Source organism: Dongia mobilis, from assembly GCF_004363235.1.
In the GTDB taxonomy this organism is placed as follows: domain Bacteria; phylum Pseudomonadota; class Alphaproteobacteria; order Dongiales; family Dongiaceae; genus Dongia; species Dongia mobilis.
Window position 1 is genome coordinate 23229 of sequence record NZ_SNYW01000012.1, and the last position, 20814, is coordinate 44042.

Sequence of the window (20814 nt, forward strand, 5' to 3'; positions counted from 1 at the left end):
TGCTATTCGGAATCGAGGCCATAGGCCGTATGCAGGGCGCGCACGGCGAGCTCGGTGTATTCCTCCGCGACCAGGACGCTGATCTTGATTTCGGAGGTCGAGATGACCTGGATGTTGATGCCTTTTTCGGCCAGCGCTTTGAACATGCGCTGGGCGATGCCGGCATGCGAGCGCATGCCGACGCCGATCACCGACACCTTGACGACATTGCTGTCCGAAATCAGATCCTGGAAATCAAGCACGGAGCGGCTGCCTTCCAGCACCTGTTTGGCGCGGGCGAAATCACCCTTCGATACGGTAAAGGTCATGTCGGTGGTCTTGCCGTCCTCGGAAATATTCTGGACGATCATGTCGACATTGACGTTGGCATCGGCCAGCGGGCCGAAGATGCCGGCAGCGACACCCGGTTTGTCGGCCACCCGCGTCAGCGTGATCTTCGCCTCGTCGCGGCTATAGGCGATGCCGCTCACCAATTCCTTTTCCATGATCTCTTCCTCATCCACCACCATCGTGCCGGGCTTGTCCTCGAAGCTGGAGAGGACCTGCAGCCGCACGCGGTGCTTCATGGCCATTTCAACCGAACGGATCTGCAGGACCTTGGCACCCAGCGAGGCCATCTCCAGCATTTCCTCATAGGTAATCTTGTCGAGCTTGCGCGCCTTGGCGACGATCCGGGGGTCGGTCGTATAGACGCCGTCGACATCGGTGAAAATGTCGCAGCGATCGGCGCCGATGGCTGCCGCAACCGCCACCGCAGACGTGTCGGAGCCGCCGCGTCCCAGCGTCGTGACGCGGTTGTCCGAGCCCACGCCCTGGAAACCGGCAAAGACCGCAACCTGGCCCTTGGCAAAGCGGCGGTCGAGATCCTCGCGCGGGATGTCGAGGATGCGCGCCTTGCCATGGGCGTCGTCGGTCTTGATCGGCACCTGCCAGCCCAGCCACGAGCGCGCGTCGACACCGAGTTCCTGCAATGCGATCGCCATCAGGCCGCAAGTCACCTGCTCGCCCGAGGCGACAACCACATCGTATTCGCGCGCGTCATGCAGCGGCGCCAGCTCCTTGCACCAGTCGACCAGCTGGTTGGTGACGCCGGACATGGCAGAGACCACCACGGCGACCTCGTTTCCGGCGTCGACCTCGCGCTTGACGCGCTGCGCCACCGCCTTGATCCGCTCGATATTGGCGACCGATGTGCCGCCGAATTTCATGACGATTCGGGCCTTTGCAGCCCCAATCCTTGTCGCCACTGCTTGCATCGGGATAAGCCCCAGTTACGCCCCGTTCACTTTCCGGCCGCCGGCAATGTCAGGCTGTCCGCGATTTCCGTGCCAAGTAGCCTTTCACGTTCGGCCAGCCGGGCCAACCCTGCGCCCGGGACGGCAACCAGCGGGTGGCCGGGATGCCGTGTACAGGCGCAGCCGGGCGGGCGAAATCGAGGCGGGAGCAATCTTGTCTTGCCGGGCGCGCGTATCCATACTCAAGGCCAGCTTTGGGCGCAAGGGTGCCGGCCGGATTCCCTGCCTGTTTTTCAATTGCTTGACGGATTTCACCATGAGTTCGGGCCAGCACGCAGCAGACTCACCAAAAAGCGGGCAGCGGGCTGCCCAAAATTCGCCCAAGGGCGGTCGCGGGGGCGGCTCGACCATCGATCCGGCGGAGATCGAGAAATTTGCCGCCATGGCGGAAGCCTGGTGGGATCCGGTCGGCAAGTTCCGGCCGCTGCACCGCCTCAACCCGGTCCGGGTGCAATTCATCCGCGACCGCACCGCCAGCCATTTCGGGCGGGAGGCTGCAACGCCCGAACCCCTCACGGGCCTGACCCTGCTGGATGTCGGGTGCGGCGGTGGCCTGCTGACCGAGCCGATGGCGCGCCTGGGCGCCACCGCCACAGGAATAGACGCCACGGGGCGCAATATCGAGATCGCCCGGCTACATGCCGCGCAGACCGGCACCCGGATCACCTATCTCCCCTGTGCCGCCGAGGATCTGGTCGCCAAGGGTCAGCGCTTCGATATCGTGCTGGCGATGGAGATCGTCGAGCATGTGGCCGATGTCGACGCCTTCCTCGCCGCCCTTTCCCGCCTCGTAAAACCTGGCGGCCTGCTGTTCATGGCGACCATGAGCCGGACGGCCAAAAGCTACCTGATGGCCATTGTCGGCGCCGAATACGTCCTGCGCTGGTTGCCCAGGGGCACCCATGACTGGAACCGCTTCATCCGCCCGTCGGAACTGGCGCGCGGATTGCGGCGGCACGGCCTTGATATCGCGGAATTGACCGGCGTTTCCTATAACCCCCTCAAGGACAACTTCCACCTCAGCCGCGATCTTGATGTCAATTATATGGCCTTGATCAAGGCGACGGAGCCGATCAAACCCGCGTGAATCACCCGTCAGGGCGCATTGCGCTTGGACTCCCCTGGGGTTATCTGTGAATGAGCGGTGCGCCCCGAGTCGCACATCGATTCGTCGCGACCGGGAATTGTCGCAACCCGGAATCGTTGCGGCCGATGTCAGTCGCGGCTGGGCACCAACGGCCCCGCCAGGCGTTGCGACGCCAGACAAGTGGGAGAATGAGCATGAAGATTCTGCGCAAGCTGGCCCTATTCGCGACCCTCGCAGCGGCCCTTGCCGTGGGACAGGCGGGCAGCGCCGCGGCCCTGACACCGCAGCAGGAATTGGTCGACAAGTCCCGGATCACCTTCGAGAAATTGATCACCAATTATGAGTTCGGCGAGTTGCCGGGCTATCTGAAGCGGGCCAAGGCCGTGATGATCTTCCCCGAGATATTCAAGGCCGGGTTCGTCATCGGCGGCGAAGGGGGCAACGGCGTACTCATGGTGCGCGACGCCAATCAGGGCTGGAGCCAGCCGGCGTTCTATACCCTGGCGGCCGGCTCCCTCGGCCTGCAGATCGGCGGCCAGATGTCTGAGACGGTATTCACCATCATGAGCGACAAGGCGCTGCAGGCCGTGCTCAACGACCAGATGAAGTTCGGCGGCGACATGTCGATCGCGGCCGGCCCCATCGGCAAGGGATTGGGCGCCAACACCACCACCAATCTCGAGGCCGATGTCTATACCTTCGCCAAGACCTCCGGCCTCTTCGGCGGGGTCAGCTTCAACGGTGCCGGCATCCTGCGCAAGGACGACTGGAACGGTGCCTATTACGGCCCCGGCACCCTGCCGCAATGGATTGTCATCGACCGCAAGGTCTCCAACCCCAATGCGCAAGGACTGGTGAACGCGCTGGCGCCGTACTGATCCGCCCTAGCATATAGGGGAAGGGGAAGTATGCGGCGCATAGTTGCTTCTCTGCTTCTAGTAGCGCTTTCTATCGCCGGCTCTCTCCAGCCGGCTATCGCCGACGAAGCCGCTGCCAAGCAGGCTTTTCTCGCCTGCGCTCAAGCTCGCGATCTGACGGCATGCGACGAATTTATCGACATGCCCGATCTCAGTGATACGGTCCGTTCAAACGGCTATGCCGTTCGGGGCATGGTCAAAATGCAGTTGGGAGACATTGCGGGCGCTGAAGCTGACCTCAGTTGGGCGTTGGCTGTGAATCCGAACAACGACCTGGCCCAACGTGCGCTAGATATGATGGCAAATTCGGCTGTCGATCCCAGCACCGCTGCTTTCCAGGCATGTGCAAAAGAGCGAAATATTGCGGAACGCATTGCTGCTTGCGATGATCTGGTCAAGCAGGGTCAATCTGACCCACTTAGACATGCAACCATCTTGGATCTAAGAGCGGCTGCGTTTCTCGAAAACAATGAGTCCGACAAAGCAATCATCGACCTAAATGAGGCGATACGACTTGCCCCCACTTATGACCCGGCAGCGGAGCATCTTATCGTTGCGCAGTTTTGGGCCGGGAAGTATGTCGAAGCGCTCCAGACAACCAATAACAAGCTCAAGTCCCCCGGCGGGCTGTCGGTCGCTAATCTTCTCCATCATCAGGGGAATCTTCTCTATCTAACGGGCAAGAAAGCCGAGGCCATAGCTGCGTATGACAACGCCCACGAGAACAACCCGATGTCTGCTGTTGCCTATTTCTGGTCGGCGATCGTTCGACTGGAGCAAGGCGACGATGCCGAGTCGATTCTACGGGCACTTAGCCTCCAACCGATGCTGGGTCAGTTTGGGATGACGATGGCCAAATTCCGATTGGGCGAAGCGTCGGAGGCTGATGTCCTTGCCCAGGTAAATGCGATAGTCGGCGAAGCAAAATACGACGCTCTTTGCATGGCGCATTTCAATATCGGTCATAAAGCGTGGCTGGAAGGAAGCACGGCAGAAGCGGAGTTGAACTTTAAGGCTGCAGTCGCGACTGGTCGGAAGCGCACGCAAGAGTACCACGCTGCAGAATTAATTCTTCAGCAACTCTGACATGTCTGGGAATGCCCGCTACAGTCGAGAAGTGCCGTCCGGGGCCTGAGCAGCCGTCCGCCCGGTTAATCTGGGCTCAATGCGCCTCGGCCCAGTTGGGGCCGGTGCCGATTTCGGCGATGAGGGGCACGGAAATCTTGCGTGCCGGCAACGGCGCTTCTTCCATCACCTTCTTGACGAGCTTGCCGGTTGCCTCGGCCTCGGCCTCGGGCACCTCGAACAGCAATTCGTCGTGGACCTGCAGCAGCATGCGGCCATTCAGGCCGGCATCCTGCAGCGCGCCCGGCATGCGGATCATGGCGCGCTTGATGATGTCGGCGGCGGTTCCCTGCAGGGGCGCATTGATGGCGGCCCGTTCCATGAAGCTGCGCCGCGCCGGGTTCTTGTCGTTGATCCCCGGCATGTGGCAGCGGCGGCCGAACAGCGTCTCGACATAGCCCTTCTCGCGGGCGAACTTCTTCATCCGCTCCATGTAGTCGCGGATACCCGGATACCGCTCGAAATAGGCCTCGATATAGGCCTTCGCCTCGCCCTGGGGGATGCCCAGCTGCTGGGCGAGGCCGAAGGCGGAGATGCCGTAGATGATGCCGAAATTGATCGCCTTGGCCTGGCGGCGCACCATCGGGTCCATGCCCTCGACCGGCACGCCGAATACCTGGCTTGCGGTCATGGCATGGATGTCGGCGCCGTCGCGGAAGGCATCCTTGAGGCCCTGAATGTCGGCCATCTCGGCAGCGAGGCGCAACTCGATCTGACTGTAATCGACCGAGAGCAGCACATGGCCGGGCTCAGCCACGAAGGCGCGGCGGATCTTGCGTCCCTCCTCGGTGCGGATCGGGATGTTCTGCAGATTGGGATCGGTAGAGGCGATGCGTCCGGTCGAGGTATGCGCCAGCGCGAAGGAGGTATGGACGCGTCCCGTCTCCGGGCGGATCGCCAGCGGCAGCGCATCGGTATAGGTACTCTTCAATTTTGCGAGCTGGCGCCAGTCCAGGACCTTCTGCGGCAGCGGATGGCCGGAGGTCTCGGCCAGTTCCTCGAGCACGTCGGCGCCGGTCGAATAGGCGCCGGTCTTGCCCTTCTTGCCACCCGGCAGCTTCAGCCGGTCGAACAGGATCTCGCCCAATTGCTTCGGCGAGCCGACATTGAACTCAGCGCCGGCGAGATCATGGATCTCGCCCTCCATGTCCGCCATGCGCGACGCGAAATCCTGCGACATGCGGCCGAGCTCGGCGGCATCGATCTTGACGCCCGCCAGTTCCATCCCGGCGATTACCGGTACCAGTGGCCGCTCGATGGTTTCATAGACCGTGGTCAGCCGTTCGGCGATGAGGCGCGGCTTCAGCAGATTGTGGAGGCGCCAGGTGACGTCCGCATCCTCGCCGGCATAGGCCAGCGCCTTGTCGAGCGGCACCTGGTCGAAGGTCACCTGCGACTTTCCACTGCCGGCCACGTCTCCGAACTTGATGGTGTCGTGGTCGAAATGAAGCTTGGCCAGTTCGTCCATGCCATGGCCATGGGCGCCGCCTTCCAGCACATAGGAAATCAGCATAGAATCGTCGATCGGCGCGGTCTCTATGCCATAGCGGCGCATGACGGCGAGGTCGTATTTGATGTTGTGACCAATCTTGAGAACCGACGGGTCCTCCAGCAGCGGCTTCATCAGCGCCAATGCCCGATCGAGCGGGATCTGTTGCGGTCTCTCGGTGGCGCCGCCCAAGAGGTCGCCGCTCTTGCCCTCATGCCCGACCGGAACATAGCAGGCGGCATTGGCGGCAACCGCCAGCGACATGCCGACCAGCTTCGCCTCGATGATGTTGAGCGAGGTCGTTTCGATGTCGAAGGCGATTGCGCCGGCAGCCCGCGCCCGGGTGATCCAGGCGACAAGCCGTTCCTCGTCCTGCACCAGTTCATGCGTGCCGGAGAAGGCGGCGGGATCGGCGGCAATCTGGACAGTGGCATCCCCGGACTTCGCGTTCTCGGTCCGGGCACCGCCACGCGACGCCTTGATCCCGGCCTCACCGAGGCGCGCCTGCAATTTGGTGATCAGCTGGCGAAACTCGTTCTGCTGCAGGAAGGCGAGCGCGGTGGCGCCGTCGATACCCTGCTTTGCCAGGCCGTCGAGCGGCACATCGAGCGGCACGTCGCGCTTCAACGTCACCAGATCGCGGCTGATACGGGCGAGATCGGCATTGGCGAGGAGATTCTCGCGGCGCTTGGGCTGCTTGATCTCGCCGGCACGCGCCAGCAGCGTGTCGAGATCGCCATAGGTATTGATGAGTTCGGCCGCCGTCTTCACGCCGATGCCAGGCACGCCCGGTACGTTGTCAGAGGAATCGCCCGCCAGCGACTGGACGTCGACCACCTTGTCCGGCGCCACGCCGAACTTTTCCAGCACCTCGGTTTCGCCGATCTTGCGGTTCTTCATCGGGTCGAAAAGGCTGATGCGATCGCCCACCAGCTGCATCAGATCCTTGTCCGAGGAGACGATGGTAACGTCATGCCCCTGGGCTGCCGCCTGGGTGGCATAGGTGGCGATGAGATCGTCCGCCTCGTAACCCTGGATCTCGATCGCCGGAACGTTGAAGGCCCGCGTCGCCTCGCGGATGAGGGCGAATTGCGGTACCAGTTCGGGCGGCGCCTCCGGCCGGTGCGCCTTGTATTCTGCATAGATCTCGTTGCGAAAGGTCTTGCGCCCGGCATCGAAGATGACGGCGATGTATTCCGCCTCGGCATCCTCGATCAGCTTCAGCAGCATGTTGCAGAAGCCGAGTACCGCATTCACCGGCGTACCGTCGCTGCGGGTCAGCGGCGGCAGGGCGTGGAAGGCACGGAATATATAGCCGGAGCCGTCGACCAGATAAACATGGTCCGGCTTTCTTGCTGCTGCGTTCATCTGGGGGTGTTCATCCAGGCCGCCCCATCAATGGGCATGCGCGGTCGCACCCTCTTTGAGGACGAAGCGCTTGCCGCAATAGGGGCAGTCGACATGCCCCTCCGCCCCCAGATTGAGATAGACCTTGGGGTGCCCGCTCGCCCCCCCGCCGCCGTCACAGGCGACACGGGTCTGGGTCACGATTTCAGTCTCGATCGGTTCCATCGGATCGGATTCCATCCTGGCTGTAACGCCTGCGTCGATTGGGGTTATCGACGGCGGCATGATTGACGCTGGTTGGGGGCGATGATAGGCAGGCGGCCAGCACGAAATCAACCACCAGCCGGCCCCGGTGGGGCCGGTATCCGGTCCCTGTTCACCAAGCCCGAAGGGTGCCGCCCGAGTCATGGCCGCCAAATCTGCCGCTTCTTTGCCGGACCTTGCCGTCTCGATCAAGGGATTGGTCAAGCGCTACGCCCCCAGCAGTGACCGCAAGGGGGCCAAGGAAGGCAAGCTGGCCCTCGACCATGTCGACCTGGCCATCCCGCGGGGTGGCATTTTCGGCCTTTTGGGACCCAACGGGGCCGGCAAATCGACCCTCATCAACATCCTGGCGCAGCTGGTCCGCAAGACCGAGGGCGAGGTCAGGATCTGGGACATCGACCTCGATCGCGACCCGCGCCACGCCGCGGCGGCGATCGGGGTGGTGCCGCAGGAGCTCAACATCGACCCCTTCTTCACGCCCCGGGATCTGCTCGACCTGCAGGCCGGCATGTATGGCGTGCCGAAGGCCGAGCGGCGCACCATGCAGTTGCTGGAGGCGCTCTCCCTCGCCGACAAGGCGACAGCCTATGCCCGCACCCTCTCCGGCGGCATGCGCCGGCGCCTGATGGTGGCCAAGGCCATGGTGCACAACCCGCCGGTCCTCGTCCTCGACGAGCCGACCGCGGGCGTCGACGTGGAACTCCGCCAGCAGCTCTGGGCCTATGTCCGCGAACTGCATGCGCAGGGCGTTACCATCCTCCTCACGACGCACTACCTTGAGGAGGCGGAGGAACTCTGCGACCAGATCGCGATCATCAACCACGGCAAGGTGATTGCCTGCGAGCCGACGGCGAAACTGGTGAAGCGCCTCGATACCAAGGAGGTGTTGCTCACTTTGGGTGCGGACCTCACCACAGTTCCGGCGGCGCTCGCCTCCTTCGCACCGGAACTGAAGGACCCGCGGCATCTAAAGCTGCACTACCGGACGACGGAGACGAAGTTCGGCGCCCTGCTGGATGCGATCCGCGCGACCGGCCTGGAGATCGCCGATCTCAGCACGGTGGAGGCGGATCTCGAGGATATTTTCCTCGAACTCACCCGCCGCCGACCGGCAGCCTGATGCAGCGAACACCCTTGCGACCGGTCGCCATCCTGCTGCTGCTGGCACTCTCGGCCTGTTCGTCGCGCCTGCAGGAGATCGGCCCGCCGGTCGACGAACCTGCCTTTACCGACAAGGCGTTTCACACCGCGGATGGCATCGACCTGCCGCTGAAAACCTGGCTGCCCTGGGACCGCCCGGTCGAGGGCGTCGTCGTGGCACTGCACGGATTCAACGATTACAGCCGCGCCTTCGACGCGCCGGGCAAGGGCCTCGCCCGCCGCGGTTTCGCGCTTTATGCCTATGACCAGCGCGGCTTCGGCCGTACGCCGGAGCGCGGCATCTGGGCCGGGACCGGGCAGATGGTCGCGGATGTCATCTCGGCGGCACGGCTCGCCAAGGCGGCACACCCGGACAAGCCGCTCTTTCTCCTTGGCGAGAGCATGGGCGGGGCGGTCATCATGGCGGCCTATCCCCACCTCAAGGCGATTGGCGTAGACGGCGTCATCCTGTCCGCCCCGGCGATCTGGGGCTGGCAGGTGCAGCCCGCCATCAACCGCTTCATGATGGACCTTGCCATCTCGATCATGCCGGGTGTCGCAGTGCAGCCGCGCGGGGTCGAGCGGCAGGCCTCCAGCAACATGAACGCCTTGCGGCAACTGGCGCGGGATCCCAATTTCATCAAGGCGACGCGGGTCGACGCCGCCTATGGCCTGGTCGAGTTGATGACGCAGGCCTTCGATGCCGGACCGGCGCTTGACGGCGATCCGCGCTGGCTCATCCTCTATGGCGCGCGCGAGGACATCCTGCCGGGCGGGGCCGTCTCCCGTTTCCTCGGCAGCCTGCCGGACCTAGCGCCAGAACGCGGCCGCGTGGCCTATTACCGGCGCGGCCACCATCTGCTGCTGCGCGATCTCGATGCACGCTTCGTCTACGACGACATCGCGGCCTGGATGCGCGATCCCGCGACACCGCTGCCCAGCGGCGCTGACCAGGCGCCCGACTGATCTAACCCGGCAGCATGTCGCCGCCTGGTAATTCCCGGCGCGCGCGGGCGACCGATTCCGGCGGCAGATCGACCGACGCACAGAAATCGAGCAGCAGCGGCTCCCAGCCCAGCAGGTGATCGAGCACCGCCCCGAGGCCAGCCGGATCGGCCGGCAGGCGCCGCAAGGCAGCCGCATCCAGCCCGGTCAGGCCGAGAAAACGGTCGCGGTGATCATCCTCGGCGAGGAGAAAGGCGAGTGCCTGCAGGGCGAGTGTTTCGGCATCCGGCACGGGCAGGCGGGGCGGCTTGATGGGCATGGCGACAGATCCGCAATTGCGATAGCGTCGCCACCTTACCATTCCGCTACGCCCGCACCCAGCATTCGCCGAGCGACATCCGATGAAAGCCGCGATCTTCGACACCTTCCGCCAGCCCCTAGAGGTCCGCGACATCGCCATGCCGGCCTGCCCGCCGGACGGCGTCCTTGTCGAGGTCAGGGCCTGTGGCGTCTGCCGTTCCGACCATCACAGCTGGAGCGGCGCCGATCCGGTTGCCCTGCCCCATATCCCGGGCCATGAATTCGCCGGCGTGGTGGTGGAAACCGGGCCACTCTGCCGCCGCTATCGCAAGGGCGACCGGGTGACGGCGCCCTTCATTCTCGGCTGCGGCATCTGCCCCGATTGCCAGGCGGGCCACGCCACCATTTGCAATGACCAGATCACCCTGGGCTTTGCCTGCTGGGGCGCCTTTGCCGAGTTCATCGCCGTGCCGCGCGCTGATTTCAACCTAGTGCCGCTGCCGGCCAGCATCGGCTTCGAGCAGGCTGCCGCAATGGGCTGCCGGGTCACCACAGCCTTCCAGGCCCTGCTGGTGCGCGGGCGCCTGCAGCCCGGCGAATGGCTCGCCGTCCATGGCTGCGGCGGGGTCGGCCTCGCCGCCATCATGATCGCGCGGGCCATCGGCGCGCGCATCGTGGCGACCGACATCCGCGCCACAGCGCTGGCGCTGGCCAGGGCCGCCGGCGCCGACCTCACCCTCGATGCCACGCAGGCGGATCTGGGTGAAGCCGTGCGGGAGGCAACCGGCGGCGGCGCGCATCTCGCGGTGGACGCGCTCGGCATCGCCGCCACCTTCGACAATTCCATCCGCAGCTTGCGCAAATTCGGCCGGCACGTGCAGATCGGCATGCCGGTCGGCTCCCATGTCGAGGTGAAGCTGCCGCTCCTCGACATCGTCTATGCACGCCAGGTCAGCATCATCGGCTCGCGCGGCATGCCGGCTGCCGGTTTCGCCTCCCTCCTTGCCATGGTGGAAAGCGGCCGGCTTGATCTCGGCCCCCTCATCCGACGGCGCATTGCCCTTTCCGAAGCCGGCGCGGCCCTTTCCGCCCTCGATTCCTTTTCCGGCGCGGGCATCACGGTGATCGACCGTTTTGCGGCCTGAGCGGGAACCACAGGCCCCGATCCCCGTTTAGGCGCCGCATGGTCGGCACGCGTCGGCCGTCCTGCCGCGTCAAACGGGGGAATCCCATGAAGCCGCTGTCGGTTACCGGTCTGCTGCTGGTCATTGCCGGCGTGGTGGCGCTCGCCATCGGCCGCATCAGCTACACGACCGAGGAAACGCTCCTGGACGTGGGGCCGATCGTCGCCACCGCCGACCGGGAACATACGGTCCAGATACCGGACATTGCCGGAATCGCCGGAATCGTGGCCGGAATTGCCCTCCTCGCCATCGGCCGCCGCCGCGCCTGAGGCAGCTCCCCTATCGCCTTGTTTTCCCTCGCTTTGCGCCCGGTTTCCACGCGGCTTGAGCTGGCCGCGGCAGCACCCTTGCGGTCGCCACCCGCCCCGGTTATGTTCCGCCCGCAGGCCATGCTGCCCCGCACCCGTAGCTCAGCTGGATAGAGCGTTGCCCTCCGAAGGCAAAGGTCGTGAGTTCGAATCTCGCCGGGTGCGCCAGTTTTTCTCCCCAAGACTTACTTGCCGCGCCGAATATCTTCGGCTTTGTTGGTTTGTATGGGGTACGGAGTCTTCATTCACAGATTGGATTCTCGTTACGACGACAGTCCGGCGGAGCGGTACCAGTTTCCTAAGCAGTACCTTGGGCGGGTTCAGTCTTGTCTCGGCGATTGGATCATCTACTACGAACCCAGGAAGATCGCTAACTCACGAGGCTACTTCGCCATCGCGAAGGTGGAGATGGTTATCCCGGACCCCAGTGAAAGCGGGATGTATCTTGCCCTGATCGAACCCGGAAGTTACCTCGACTTCGCCAATCCAGTTCCATTCAGAGATTCTTCTGGTGTAGTCGAGCAGGGCGTTTTGAACGAGCAGGGCGAGATATCTGGACGTGCTCAATCTGCAGTTCGACCCATATCTGCGTCGGACTTTCAACGAATTGTTGGCCTAGGCCTCGATGACAGCGAATTTCTATTGCCGCGCATCGACAAGGACCCATTCCCAACCGGCCTTAGCGAGGTGCCTGAGCCTTATTACGACGAACTTAACCGAACTCGCGAAAGTTTCACGGTTTCAAGGATCGTACGCGATCGAATTTTTCGTCGGAACGTGTTGCAGGCCTATTCTGAGCGTTGCGCAATCAGTGGCCTCAAACTAATCAATGGCTTGGGTCGAGCGGAAGTTGAAGCAGCTCATATCCGCCCAGTGGAAGCAGATGGCCCTGACATCGTCAGCAATGGCCTGGCGCTGTCCGGCACCGTGCACTGGTTGTTTGATCGCGGATTGCTGAGCCTTTCGGATGACCTGAAGGTTCTGGTTTCGCGTCAAGTGAATGACCCCGAGAGCATTCAGGCTTTGATCAACAAGAGTGGCATTGCCTTTTCGCCCAAGCGCTCATTCGAACGCCCGCACCCACGTTTCCTTCAATGGCATCGTGAAAATCGCTTTAAACAGTAGTGGGCGGCGTCGCTTAGACTGAAGCAGCTTCTAGTCGCCGAACAGCCCGACCGACCGAGGCACGTTTTCCTGCGTTGTCGTTACGCCCCCATCCTCCTTCCGCCCCCGTGCCACGATCCGGAGGGACCCGTCCGGCAGGGGCCGCTGCAGTTTCGCGGCCTCGGTCCAGGGAGCGCTCAGCCAGAGATCGACTTCTTCCGTTGTGGTAAGGATCGCCGGCATCGCCTTCGGGTGGATGGCGCCCACCTCCTTGTTGGGTTCGCAGGTAAGAAAGGCGAAGAGATCGGCTGTCACCTCGCCCTCCTTCACCTTGCGCACGGATCTGTGCTGCGGCGTCCAGATACCGGCGAAGAAGGCGAGCGGGCGGCTGTCGTCAAGGGCGAACCAGGCGGGCGGGCGCTTGCCGTCGGGCTGCGGCTCGGGCTCGGAAAAGCTGGTCCAGGGCACGACACAGCGGTATTCCACGCCGAGCCAGCGGCGCCAATGGGCCGAGCGGGTATTCCGCACATTGGTGATACCGGGATCCGTCTTCCTGCCCTCCAGCGCGAAGGCCGGCGAGGGCATGCCCCAGCGCGCCATGGCCAGCTCGCGCCCCGCTTCCGTGTTGCGCACGATGGGGGCCGCATGATCGGGAAAGATGCCCGGCAAGGGGGCGAGGTTGCCGACCGAACTGAACATGGCCTTGGCGAAATCGCGGATCGCCTGGGGGCCCTTGGTCATCGAATAGAGGTTGCACATGCCGGTTTTGTGTCGTTGCCTCGCTGCCGCCCGTTAGCCTACTACGAAATGACGTCGACCGGGGAAACGGGATGAAGATGCCAGACAGCAAATCCCATACCTATTGCTTTCTCGACATCGAGGTTGACGGCCCCGATCCCGGCCGCCATTCCATGCTGGGTTTCGGCTGCGCCGCCTACGATGAAGACGGGCGCGAGATCGGCAGCTTCGCGCGCAATCTGCTGCCGCTGCCCGGGGCCGGCCGCAGCGAGAAGACGATGCACTTCTGGGCGACGCAGCCCGAGGCCTGGGCCTTCATCAACGCGAACCAGGTCGAGCCGGCTTCGGCCATGGCGGACTTCGTTGCCTGGACGGAGAGCCTGCCGGCGCCAAGGGTGCTCTGCTGCCATCCCATCATCTTCGATGCCTTCTGGCTGGACTGGTATCTGCGCCGATTCGTCGACCAGCGTGTACTGCAGGGGCCTTTTGACGTCGCCTCGCCCTTCGCCGGGGCCGGGATCGATGTGGGGAGCTATGCCAGGGCGGCGGCAGGTCTGCCTCCCGGCAGCGGCTATGCCCACTATCCGACAGGCTTCACGGCCGGCATCAACCACAGCCACGACCCGCTGGACGACGCGCGTGGCCATGCCGTGCTGTTTTTCAACGCGCGGCGCGCCCTATCGGGCCTGAGGCGATCCGGTCTTGCCGCATTGTTTCAAGGCGGGTTTCGTAATATATCCTAGCGCTAAGCTGGGTTTTGGAACCCGGCACCATAGCTGACAGAATGCGCAATGACGGCGACAACCGATTGATCGGTTGTCGTTTTTTGCCGTGATTGTGCGCCGGATGAAGATCGATGGAACCCGCACGCAACCTTTTTTCGCACCGCAAATACTGGGCGCACCGCTTTGGCACCGCACCCTTTCTGCCCATGACCCGGGCGGAAATGAATGAACTTGGCTGGGATTCCTGCGACATCATCCTGGTGACGGGCGACGCATATATCGATCATCCCAGTTTCGGAATGGCGGTGATCGGACGCCTGCTGGAATCCCAGGGCTTCCGCGTCGGCATCCTGGCGCAACCGGACTGGCACAGCGCCGACCCCTTCAAGGCTTTGGGCAAGCCCAACATCTTCTTCGGCGTCACCGGCGGCAACATGGATTCCATGGTGAACCGCTATACCGCTGACCGGCGCCTGCGGCACAATGACAGCTACACGCCGAACAATGAGGGCGGCAAGCGGCCGGACCGCGCCGTCATCGTCTATGCCCAGCGCTGCCGCGAGGCCTACAAGGACGTGCCGATCGTCCTCGGCGGCATCGAAAGCTCGCTGCGCCGCATCGCCCATTACGATTACTGGTCGGACAAGGTACGACGCTCGATCCTGGTTGATGCCAAGGGAGACATTCTGCTTTACGGCAATGCCGAACGCGCCGTGGTCGAGGTGGCTCATCGCCTCGCCAGGAAAGTGCCGGTCGGCGAAATGGACGACATCCGCGGCATCGCGATCATGAAGGATCGCGTGCCCGAAGGCTGGGTCGAGGCGCCCGCCAACGACATCGACGATGCCGACGAAGGTGCCCGGATGACCATGGGGAATACGGTCATCCGCCTGCCCGCCTTCGAGCAGGTCGAGAAGGATCCGGAAGCCTATGCCCGCGCCTCGCGCGTGCTCCACCGCGAGAGCAATCCCGGCAATGCCCGCGCCCTGGTGCAGCGTCATGGCGACCGCGAACTCTGGGTGACGCCGCCGCCCATTCCGCTGGAAACGCCGGAAATGGACGGCGTCTATGAACTGCACTATGCGCGCGCGCCGCATCCCTCATATGGCGATGCGAAGATCCCCGCCTGGGACATGATCCGCTTCTCGGTGACCATCATGCGCGGTTGCTTCGGCGGCTGTTCCTTCTGCTCGATCACCGAGCATGAGGGGCGCATCATCCAGAACCGCTCGGAAGGCTCGATCCTGAAAGAGATCGAGACCATCCGCGACAAGACAGCAGGCTTCACCGGCATCATCTCGGATATCGGCGGCCCGACCGCCAACATGTACCGCATCGCCTGCAAGGACAAGCGAACCGAGGAACTCTGCCGCAAGCCCTCCTGCGTGTTCCCCGACATCTGCCCCAATCTTAACACCAGCCATGAGAGCCTGATCCAGCTCTATCGCAAATCGCGCGCCATTCCCGGCATCAAGAAGGTGATGGTGGCGTCCGGCGTCCGTTACGATCTCGCCGTCAAGAGCCCGACCTATATCAAGGAACTGGTCGCCCACCATGTCGGCGGCTATCTGAAGATCGCGCCAGAACACACCGAGGAAGGCCCGCTCTCCAAGATGATGAAGCCGGGCATCGGCACCTATGACAAGTTCAAGGAGCTGTTCGACAAGGCGGCGCGCGAGGCAAAGAAGGAATACTTCCTGATTCCCTATTTCATCGCCGCGCATCCCGGCACCACGGACGAGGACATGATGAACCTCGCCCTTTGGCTGAAGCGCAACAAGTACCGCGCCGACCAGGTGCAGACCTTCCTGCCCTCACCCATGGCGCTCGCAACCGCGATGTATCATTCGGGCTTCAGTCCGCTGCGGCCCATCCGGCGCGGCGCATCGGAGCAGGTGGAGACGGTCAAGGGCCTGAAGCAGCGGCGGCTGCACAAGGCATTCCTGCGCTACCACGACCCGGAGAACTGGCCGCTGCTGCGCGAGGCGCTGAAGCGCATGGGTCGCGCCGACCTGATCGGCAACGGCAAGCATCACCTTGTGCCGACCTGGCAGCCCGCCGGCACCGGCCAGACCGGCGGCGAAGGCAAGCGCCTCGGCCGCAAGCACGGCCACCAGGTCTTTACGACAAAGGGTGTGGCGAAGAAATTCTGAGGGACGCTAGGCGTGCGCCGCGTTGGTCGGCTTGCGCCTTTTGCCCTTGTCCTTGTTGGGCTTCTTGTCCTTCGTTTTCTTCCGTTCCCGCTTTTCGGTGGAATTGAAATGTGCCTTGGCGGCCTTGCTGCCAAAAGGACGATCACCAGCTTCGCGGTCGCGTCGGGGCGCAAACTCGGCGCGCTCCGGCGTCTTCCTTGAACTGGCGTCACCTGCGCTGCGCTCGCCGAACTTGCGCTCATTGTACTTGCGTTCGCCAAACGCACGCTCGCTGGGGCCGCGCTCGCGGTGCGGGCTTTCCTTCGTCTTGAAGGAGGCCCGCTTCGGCCGGTCGTCGCGGGGCGCATGCGGGCGGCGCGGCATTGCGCCGCCCGCCGGCGCGATGGCGATCTCGTCATTGGGCGCCTTGGCGATCGCCGCGGCAAATTTCTCGGCTGCCCCGGCCGCGATCTCGAAACGCGTCGTATCCGGATCGATTTTGATATAGCCGATCTCGTTCTTGGTGATGTGGCCGCGCCGGCAGATGAGCGGAATGAGCCATTTCGGATCGGCCTGATTGCTGCGGCCGATATTCATGTCGAACCAGACGCTCTCGCCGAAGGCCGGACGCGGCGCCCTGTCGGCATCGCGCTTCTCGAAGGCGCGCGGTTCCCGCGCCTCGCCCCGCGCATCGCGCGACGGCTGCGGACGGTCGATGATCTCTTCGGGCGCCGGCAGGCGGGCGCGGTGGAAGCGGATGAAGGCCGCCGCCACATCCTCGGCCGAGCGTTCGGCGAGGAGTGCCTTCGCCAGTTCCAGGTCCTCGGGCGCCGCTGCCTCAGTCAGCAGCGGGTCCGACAGCAGTCGTTCCTGATCGCGCTGGCGCACCGCCTCGGCCTTGGGCGGGTCCTGCCAGATCGCCTTGATATTGGCGTTGCCAAGCAATTCCTCGACCTTGCGGCGCCGGTTATAGGGCACCATCAGGGCCGAGATTCCCTTGCGCCCTGCGCGCCCCGTGCGGCCGCTGCGATGCAGCAGGGTCGCCTTGTCGCGCGGCAGATCGGCATGGATGACGAGGCCGAGCTCCGGCAGATCAAGGCCGCGCGCCGCGACATCGGTCGCGACACAGACCCGCGCGCGGCCGTCGCGCAGCGCCTGCAGCGCGTGGCTGCGCTCGGCCTGGCTGAGTTCGCCGGAGAGCGCCACCGCCGAGAAGCCGCGCTCGGAGAGGTTGGCGTGCAGATGCCGCACCGCCTCGCGGGTATGACAGAAGACCAGCGCCGCCTTCGCCTCGTGATAGCGCAGCAGGTTGACGATGGCATGGGTGACATCGATCGGCGCCACGCGCAGCGCATGATACTCGATATCGCCATGGGCCTGGTTCTTCACCAGCGTGTCGATCCTGAGCGCATCCTTCTGATAGGTGCGCGCCAGTTCCGCGATATCGCGGGCGATGGTGGCCGAGAACAGCAGGGTGCGGCGGCTTTCCGGCGTCGCGTCCAGGATGAATTCCAGATCCTCGCGGAAGCCGAGATCCAGCATCTCGTCCGCCTCATCGAGCACGATCACGCGAAGATCAGCGGTTTCCAGATTGCCGCGTTCCAGATGGTCGCGCAGGCGGCCCGGCGTGCCGACGACGATATGCGCGCCATCGCCGAGCGCGCGCGCCTCGCGCCTGGCATCCATGCCGCCGACACAGGCGACGACCCGCGCCCCCGCCTCGGCGTAGAGCCAGGAAAGCTCGGCGTGTACCTGCATGGCCAGCTCGCGGGTCGGCGCCACGATGAGAGCCAGCGGCTGCGCACGCCGCTCGAAGCGCTCGGCATCACCCAGCAGGGTGGACGCCATGGCAAGGCCGAAGGCGACCGTCTTGCCGGAACCGGTTTGCGCTGAAACCAGGAGGTCGCGTTCTGCCGCGTCGGCGGCCAGGACAGCCGCCTGGACCGGGGTCGGCTCGAGATAGGCGCGCGCCGACAGAGCACGCTCCAGCGCGGGATGAGAAGTGGGGAAAGGCATAACGATCCAGTCTGAAATGTGGCGCGAGGCCGAGGCTTCGGTCTTGAAGCAGGGGGCCAGCTCGCGGCGATTTGTCGGGTAGATAGCCCAAAATCCGGGAAAGTGCGACCCCTATTCCCTGAAATCATGGGGGATCAGGCTCTATTTCCCGTTTCCGACGGCTCGAATCGGGGCAAAGTGCCGCAGTTATCCTGCCAGCAGAGGTCAACCATGCCCCGCGAGCCGCGTTTCGATCCCCTGTTCCAGCCGCTGAAGATCGGCCCCGTCACAGCCCCCAACCGCTTCTACCAGGTGCCGCATTGCACCGGCATGGGCTTTGCGATGCCGGAGACGCTGGCCGCCATGCGCAAGGTAAAGGCCGAGGGTGGCTGGGGCGTCGTCTGCACCGAATATTGTTCGATGGATCCCGGCTCGGACGATCACCCCGCTCCCTATGCGACGATCTGGGACCAGGGTGACGTTCGCAACATGGCGAAGGTCGCTTCCGGCGTGCATGCGCATGGCGCCCTGGCGGGGATCGAGTTGTGGCACGGCGGCTTCCGCTCGGCCAACCTGCTGAGCCGCGTGACGCCACTGGGACCGATCAGCCAGTTAACGGCAACGACACCGGTGCAATCCGCCCGCATGGATCTCAGCGATATTCGGGAGTACCGCCGAGCCCACAAGGCGGCGGCCCTGCGGGCAAGGGAAGCCGGGTTCGACATAATCTATGTCTATGCCGCCCATACCTATCTGCTGGCGCAGTTCCTCAACCGCAATATCAACCAGCGCGACGACGGCTATGGCGGCAGCCTGGAGGGTCGCATCCGCCTGGTGCGCGAGTTGCTGGACGAAACCAAGGAAGCCGTCGGCGACACCTGCGCCGTTGCCATCCGCATGGAAGTCGACGACGAAGTAACACCCGGCAGCGATCCACGGGGCGAGAAGCGCTTCCTGCTGGAATCCATCCGCGATGTGGTCGACCTTTTCGACCTGACCATCAGCGACTATTACCAAGAGATGGGCGTCTCCCGCTTCCACCGACAGGGCTCGCTCGAGGCCCATATCGCCGAGATGAAGAAGCTGGTGGGCAAGCCGGTGGTCAGTGTCGGCCGCTATACCTCGCCGGAAGCCATGCTGAACCTGATCAAGAGCGGCATCACCGACCTGGTCGGTGCGGCGCGACCCTCGATCGCCGACCCCTTCATCCCCAACAAGATCCGTGACGGGCGGCTGGATGACATCCGCGAATGCATCGGCTGCAACATCTGCTATGCCAGCGACGGCCAGGGGGTTCCGCTGCGCTGCACGCAGAACCCCAGCATGGGCGAGGAGTGGCGCCGCGGCTGGCATCCCGAGATCGTGCCGGCGGCGCCGAAGCGGGAACGCGCCCTGGTGGTTGGGGCCGGCCCGGCCGGGCTCGAGGCGGCGCTAACCCTCGGCCGCCAGGGGCATGAGGTGATCCTCGCCGAGGCATCGCGGGAACTGGGTGGCCGCCTGCTGGCCGAGACGAAGCTGCCCGGCTTGCAGGAATGGATCCGCGTGCGCGACTATCGCGCCCATCAGCTTTCCAAGCTCGACAATGTCACCATCTACCGGGAAAGCCGGATGAGTGCTGCCGATGTGCTGGAGATCGGCGCCGACCACGTTCTCATCGCCACCGGCAGCCATTGGCGAAAATCAGGCTCCGGCCGACATCATCTGGCCGGCGAGCCCAGCTTTGCCGATCCCAGGACCCTCAGCCCGGACGAGATCATGGCGGGCAAGCGCCCGGCCCCTGGACCCATAGTCATCTTCGACGATGAGGAATATTATATGGCGAGCGCCCTTGCCGAGATGCTGGCCAAGGAAGGACTACAGGTCGTCTATGTCACCGGCGCCGGCATCGTCTCCGCCTGGTCGGTGAAGACGGCCGAACAATCCCTGGTGCAGGCACGGCTGATCGAGTGCGGTGTCGAGATCATCGTCAGCCATTCGGTCGAGGCCCTGGCGCCGCAGGAAGCCGAACTGGCCTGCGTCTATACCGGCCGAACCCGCCGCCTGCCCTGTGCCGGCTTCATTCCAGTGACGTCGCGCGAACCGGATGATGCACTATGGCGGGAGCTGTCGGCCGAACCTGACCGCTTCCACTCACTCCAGCGCGTCGGCGACTGCAAGGCGCCGGGGCACATCGCCATTGCCGTGCATGACGGCCACCGCGCCGCCCGCGAACTTGGCCAGCCGGTCGTTGTCAAACGTGACCGGCCTCTGGTAGATGCCGCCGAATGACTGAAATCTTTGTCGATGCCGATGCCTGTCCGGTAAAGGCCGAAATCACCCGCGTCGCCGAGCGGCACGGCATCGTCACCCATATCGTCAGCAACAGCGGCTTCCGTCCGCATCCCAACCCGTTCATCCGCAACGTCGTGGTCAGCGACAAGTTCGACGCCGCCGATGACTGGATCGTCGAACGGATAAAACCCGGTGACATCGTCATCACCGCCGATATCCAGTTGGCCGATCGCTGCCTGAAATCCGGCTGCGTCGTCATCGGCAATACGGGGAAGCCATTTACCGAGAACAGCATCGGCACGGCACTCGCCATGCGCGAGCTATCGAGCCAGCTGCGCGACATGGGCGAGATCAAGGGCGGCGGCCCCTCCTTCTCCCAGGCCGACCGCTCCCGCTTCTTGAACGCCCTCGAGGTGGCCGTGCAGAAGATGAAGCGGGGGTGAGGGGC

18 protein-coding genes and 1 tRNA gene are annotated in these 20814 nt (G+C 64.0%); 13 read left to right on the forward strand and 6 right to left on the reverse strand.

The features are described from left to right. Positions 1–2 precede the first annotated feature (2 nt). The gene (locus A8950_RS15960) at positions 3–1208 is read right to left on the reverse strand and encodes an aspartate kinase (RefSeq protein WP_243735671.1); all 1206 of its coding nucleotides are present in this window, start codon (positions 1206–1208) and stop codon (positions 3–5) included. Between the two features lie 343 nt (positions 1209–1551). Here A8950_RS15960 and ubiG point away from each other — a divergent pair, with 343 nt between their 5' ends. The 3 genes from ubiG to A8950_RS15975 all read left to right on the forward strand — a co-directional run bounded on the left by ubiG (position 1552) and on the right by A8950_RS15975 (position 4385). After that, on the forward strand, positions 1552–2382 hold the full coding sequence (ubiG, locus tag A8950_RS15965) for a bifunctional 2-polyprenyl-6-hydroxyphenol methylase/3-demethylubiquinol 3-O-methyltransferase UbiG (protein WP_133614687.1): 831 nt from the start codon (positions 1552–1554) through the stop codon (positions 2380–2382). 194 nt (positions 2383–2576) lie between these two features. After that, on the forward strand, positions 2577–3260 hold the full coding sequence (locus A8950_RS15970) for a lipid-binding SYLF domain-containing protein (RefSeq protein ID WP_166645227.1): 684 nt from the start codon (positions 2577–2579) through the stop codon (positions 3258–3260). A 30-nt stretch (positions 3261–3290) separates the two neighbouring features. Then, positions 3291–4385: a tetratricopeptide repeat protein gene (locus A8950_RS15975; protein WP_133614689.1), complete on the forward strand. Its 1095-nt coding sequence runs from the start codon at positions 3291–3293 to the stop codon at positions 4383–4385. Positions 4386–4461: 76 nt separating this feature from the next. Here A8950_RS15975 and polA read toward each other — a convergent pair whose 3' ends face one another. Both polA and A8950_RS15985 read right to left on the reverse strand, forming a co-directional pair. After that, positions 4462–7281 carry a DNA polymerase I gene (polA, locus tag A8950_RS15980; RefSeq protein ID WP_133614690.1) on the reverse strand — a complete coding sequence of 940 codons (2820 nt, stop codon included), beginning with the start codon at positions 7279–7281 and terminating at the stop codon, positions 4462–4464. A gap of 27 nt (positions 7282–7308) precedes the next feature. After that, complete coding sequence (locus A8950_RS15985) at positions 7309–7485, reverse strand: zinc-finger domain-containing protein (RefSeq protein ID WP_133614691.1); 177 nt, start codon at positions 7483–7485, stop codon at positions 7309–7311. 181 nt (positions 7486–7666) lie between these two features. Between A8950_RS15985 and A8950_RS15990 the strand changes: the two genes are divergently transcribed. Beyond that, positions 7667–8644, forward strand: coding sequence for an ABC transporter ATP-binding protein (locus tag A8950_RS15990; protein ID WP_133614692.1), 978 nt, complete (start codon positions 7667–7669; stop codon positions 8642–8644). Beyond that, on the forward strand, positions 8644–9630 hold the full coding sequence (locus A8950_RS15995) for an alpha/beta fold hydrolase (protein WP_133614693.1): 987 nt from the start codon (positions 8644–8646) through the stop codon (positions 9628–9630). Before A8950_RS15990 ends, A8950_RS15995 begins: the two co-directional genes overlap by 1 nt. Position 9631: 1 nt before the next feature. Here the strand turns inward: A8950_RS15995 and A8950_RS16000 are convergent, their stop codons facing one another. Beyond that, entirely contained in the window at positions 9632–9928 is a 297-nt protein-coding gene (locus tag A8950_RS16000; protein WP_133614694.1) for a DUF3572 family protein, read from the reverse strand. An 82-nt stretch (positions 9929–10010) separates the two neighbouring features. Between A8950_RS16000 and A8950_RS16005 the strand changes: the two genes are divergently transcribed. The 4 genes from A8950_RS16005 to A8950_RS16020 all read left to right on the forward strand — a co-directional run bounded on the left by A8950_RS16005 (position 10011) and on the right by A8950_RS16020 (position 12526). Continuing rightward, a complete protein-coding gene (locus A8950_RS16005) occupies positions 10011–11054 on the forward strand; it encodes a zinc-binding dehydrogenase (protein WP_133614695.1) in 1044 nt (347 codons plus the stop codon). A gap of 86 nt (positions 11055–11140) precedes the next feature. Further along, positions 11141–11362: a hypothetical protein gene (locus tag A8950_RS16010; RefSeq protein ID WP_133614696.1), complete on the forward strand. Its 222-nt coding sequence runs from the start codon at positions 11141–11143 to the stop codon at positions 11360–11362. Between the two features lie 130 nt (positions 11363–11492). Beyond that, a tRNA-Arg gene (locus A8950_RS16015) sits at positions 11493–11569 on the forward strand. Between the two features lie 84 nt (positions 11570–11653). Then, positions 11654–12526 (forward strand): HNH endonuclease, encoded by an 873-nt coding sequence (locus A8950_RS16020; RefSeq protein WP_243735672.1) that lies wholly within the window; start codon positions 11654–11656, stop codon positions 12524–12526. Positions 12527–12556: 30 nt separating this feature from the next. On the opposite strand, the gene A8950_RS16025 is transcribed toward A8950_RS16020, so the two are convergent. Next, positions 12557–13264, reverse strand: coding sequence for an SOS response-associated peptidase (locus tag A8950_RS16025; protein ID WP_133614698.1), 708 nt, complete (start codon positions 13262–13264; stop codon positions 12557–12559). A 71-nt stretch (positions 13265–13335) separates the two neighbouring features. Here A8950_RS16025 and A8950_RS16030 point away from each other — a divergent pair, with 71 nt between their 5' ends. Together A8950_RS16030 and A8950_RS16035 are read left to right on the forward strand one after the other, a co-directional pair. After that, positions 13336–13986, forward strand: a complete 651-nt coding sequence (locus A8950_RS16030) for a hypothetical protein (RefSeq protein ID WP_133614699.1) — start codon at positions 13336–13338, stop codon at positions 13984–13986. A gap of 113 nt (positions 13987–14099) precedes the next feature. After that, the gene (locus tag A8950_RS16035) at positions 14100–16121 is read left to right on the forward strand and encodes a YgiQ family radical SAM protein (protein WP_133614700.1); all 2022 of its coding nucleotides are present in this window, start codon (positions 14100–14102) and stop codon (positions 16119–16121) included. A gap of 6 nt (positions 16122–16127) precedes the next feature. On the opposite strand, the gene A8950_RS16040 is transcribed toward A8950_RS16035, so the two are convergent. Beyond that, positions 16128–18116: a DEAD/DEAH box helicase gene (locus tag A8950_RS16040; RefSeq protein ID WP_133614701.1), complete on the reverse strand. Its 1989-nt coding sequence runs from the start codon at positions 18114–18116 to the stop codon at positions 16128–16130. 210 nt (positions 18117–18326) lie between these two features. Here A8950_RS16040 and A8950_RS16045 point away from each other — a divergent pair, with 210 nt between their 5' ends. Both A8950_RS16045 and A8950_RS16050 read left to right on the forward strand, forming a co-directional pair. Next, entirely contained in the window at positions 18327–20363 is a 2037-nt protein-coding gene (locus tag A8950_RS16045; RefSeq protein WP_133614702.1) for an oxidoreductase, read from the forward strand. Further along, positions 20360–20809, forward strand: a complete 450-nt coding sequence (locus A8950_RS16050) for a YaiI/YqxD family protein (RefSeq protein ID WP_133614703.1) — start codon at positions 20360–20362, stop codon at positions 20807–20809. The genes A8950_RS16045 and A8950_RS16050 overlap by 4 nt, the downstream gene beginning before the upstream one ends. Positions 20810–20814 lie beyond the last annotated feature (5 nt).

Bases quoted from the DNA above. Each gene is read 5' to 3' on its own strand.
- A8950_RS15960 (WP_243735671.1), bottom strand. From the start codon at position 1,208: ATGAAATTCGGCGGCACATCGGTCGCCAATATCGAGCGGATCAAGGCG.
- ubiG (WP_133614687.1), top strand. From the start codon at position 1,552: ATGAGTTCGGGCCAGCACGCAGCAGACTCACCAAAAAGCGGGCAGCGG.
- A8950_RS15970 (WP_166645227.1), top strand. From the start codon at position 2,577: ATGAAGATTCTGCGCAAGCTGGCCCTATTCGCGACCCTCGCAGCGGCC.
- A8950_RS15975 (WP_133614689.1), top strand. From the start codon at position 3,291: ATGCGGCGCATAGTTGCTTCTCTGCTTCTAGTAGCGCTTTCTATCGCC.
- polA (WP_133614690.1), bottom strand. From the start codon at position 7,281: ATGAACGCAGCAGCAAGAAAGCCGGACCATGTTTATCTGGTCGACGGC.
- A8950_RS15985 (WP_133614691.1), bottom strand. From the start codon at position 7,485: ATGGAACCGATCGAGACTGAAATCGTGACCCAGACCCGTGTCGCCTGT.
- A8950_RS15990 (WP_133614692.1), top strand. From the start codon at position 7,667: ATGGCCGCCAAATCTGCCGCTTCTTTGCCGGACCTTGCCGTCTCGATC.
- A8950_RS15995 (WP_133614693.1), top strand. From the start codon at position 8,644: ATGCAGCGAACACCCTTGCGACCGGTCGCCATCCTGCTGCTGCTGGCA.
- A8950_RS16000 (WP_133614694.1), bottom strand. From the start codon at position 9,928: ATGCCCATCAAGCCGCCCCGCCTGCCCGTGCCGGATGCCGAAACACTC.
- A8950_RS16005 (WP_133614695.1), top strand. From the start codon at position 10,011: ATGAAAGCCGCGATCTTCGACACCTTCCGCCAGCCCCTAGAGGTCCGC.
- A8950_RS16010 (WP_133614696.1), top strand. From the start codon at position 11,141: ATGAAGCCGCTGTCGGTTACCGGTCTGCTGCTGGTCATTGCCGGCGTG.
- A8950_RS16025 (WP_133614698.1), bottom strand. From the start codon at position 13,264: ATGTGCAACCTCTATTCGATGACCAAGGGCCCCCAGGCGATCCGCGAT.
- A8950_RS16030 (WP_133614699.1), top strand. From the start codon at position 13,336: ATGAAGATGCCAGACAGCAAATCCCATACCTATTGCTTTCTCGACATC.
- A8950_RS16035 (WP_133614700.1), top strand. From the start codon at position 14,100: ATGGAACCCGCACGCAACCTTTTTTCGCACCGCAAATACTGGGCGCAC.
- A8950_RS16040 (WP_133614701.1), bottom strand. From the start codon at position 18,116: ATGCCTTTCCCCACTTCTCATCCCGCGCTGGAGCGTGCTCTGTCGGCG.
- A8950_RS16045 (WP_133614702.1), top strand. From the start codon at position 18,327: ATGCCCCGCGAGCCGCGTTTCGATCCCCTGTTCCAGCCGCTGAAGATC.
- A8950_RS16050 (WP_133614703.1), top strand. From the start codon at position 20,360: ATGACTGAAATCTTTGTCGATGCCGATGCCTGTCCGGTAAAGGCCGAA.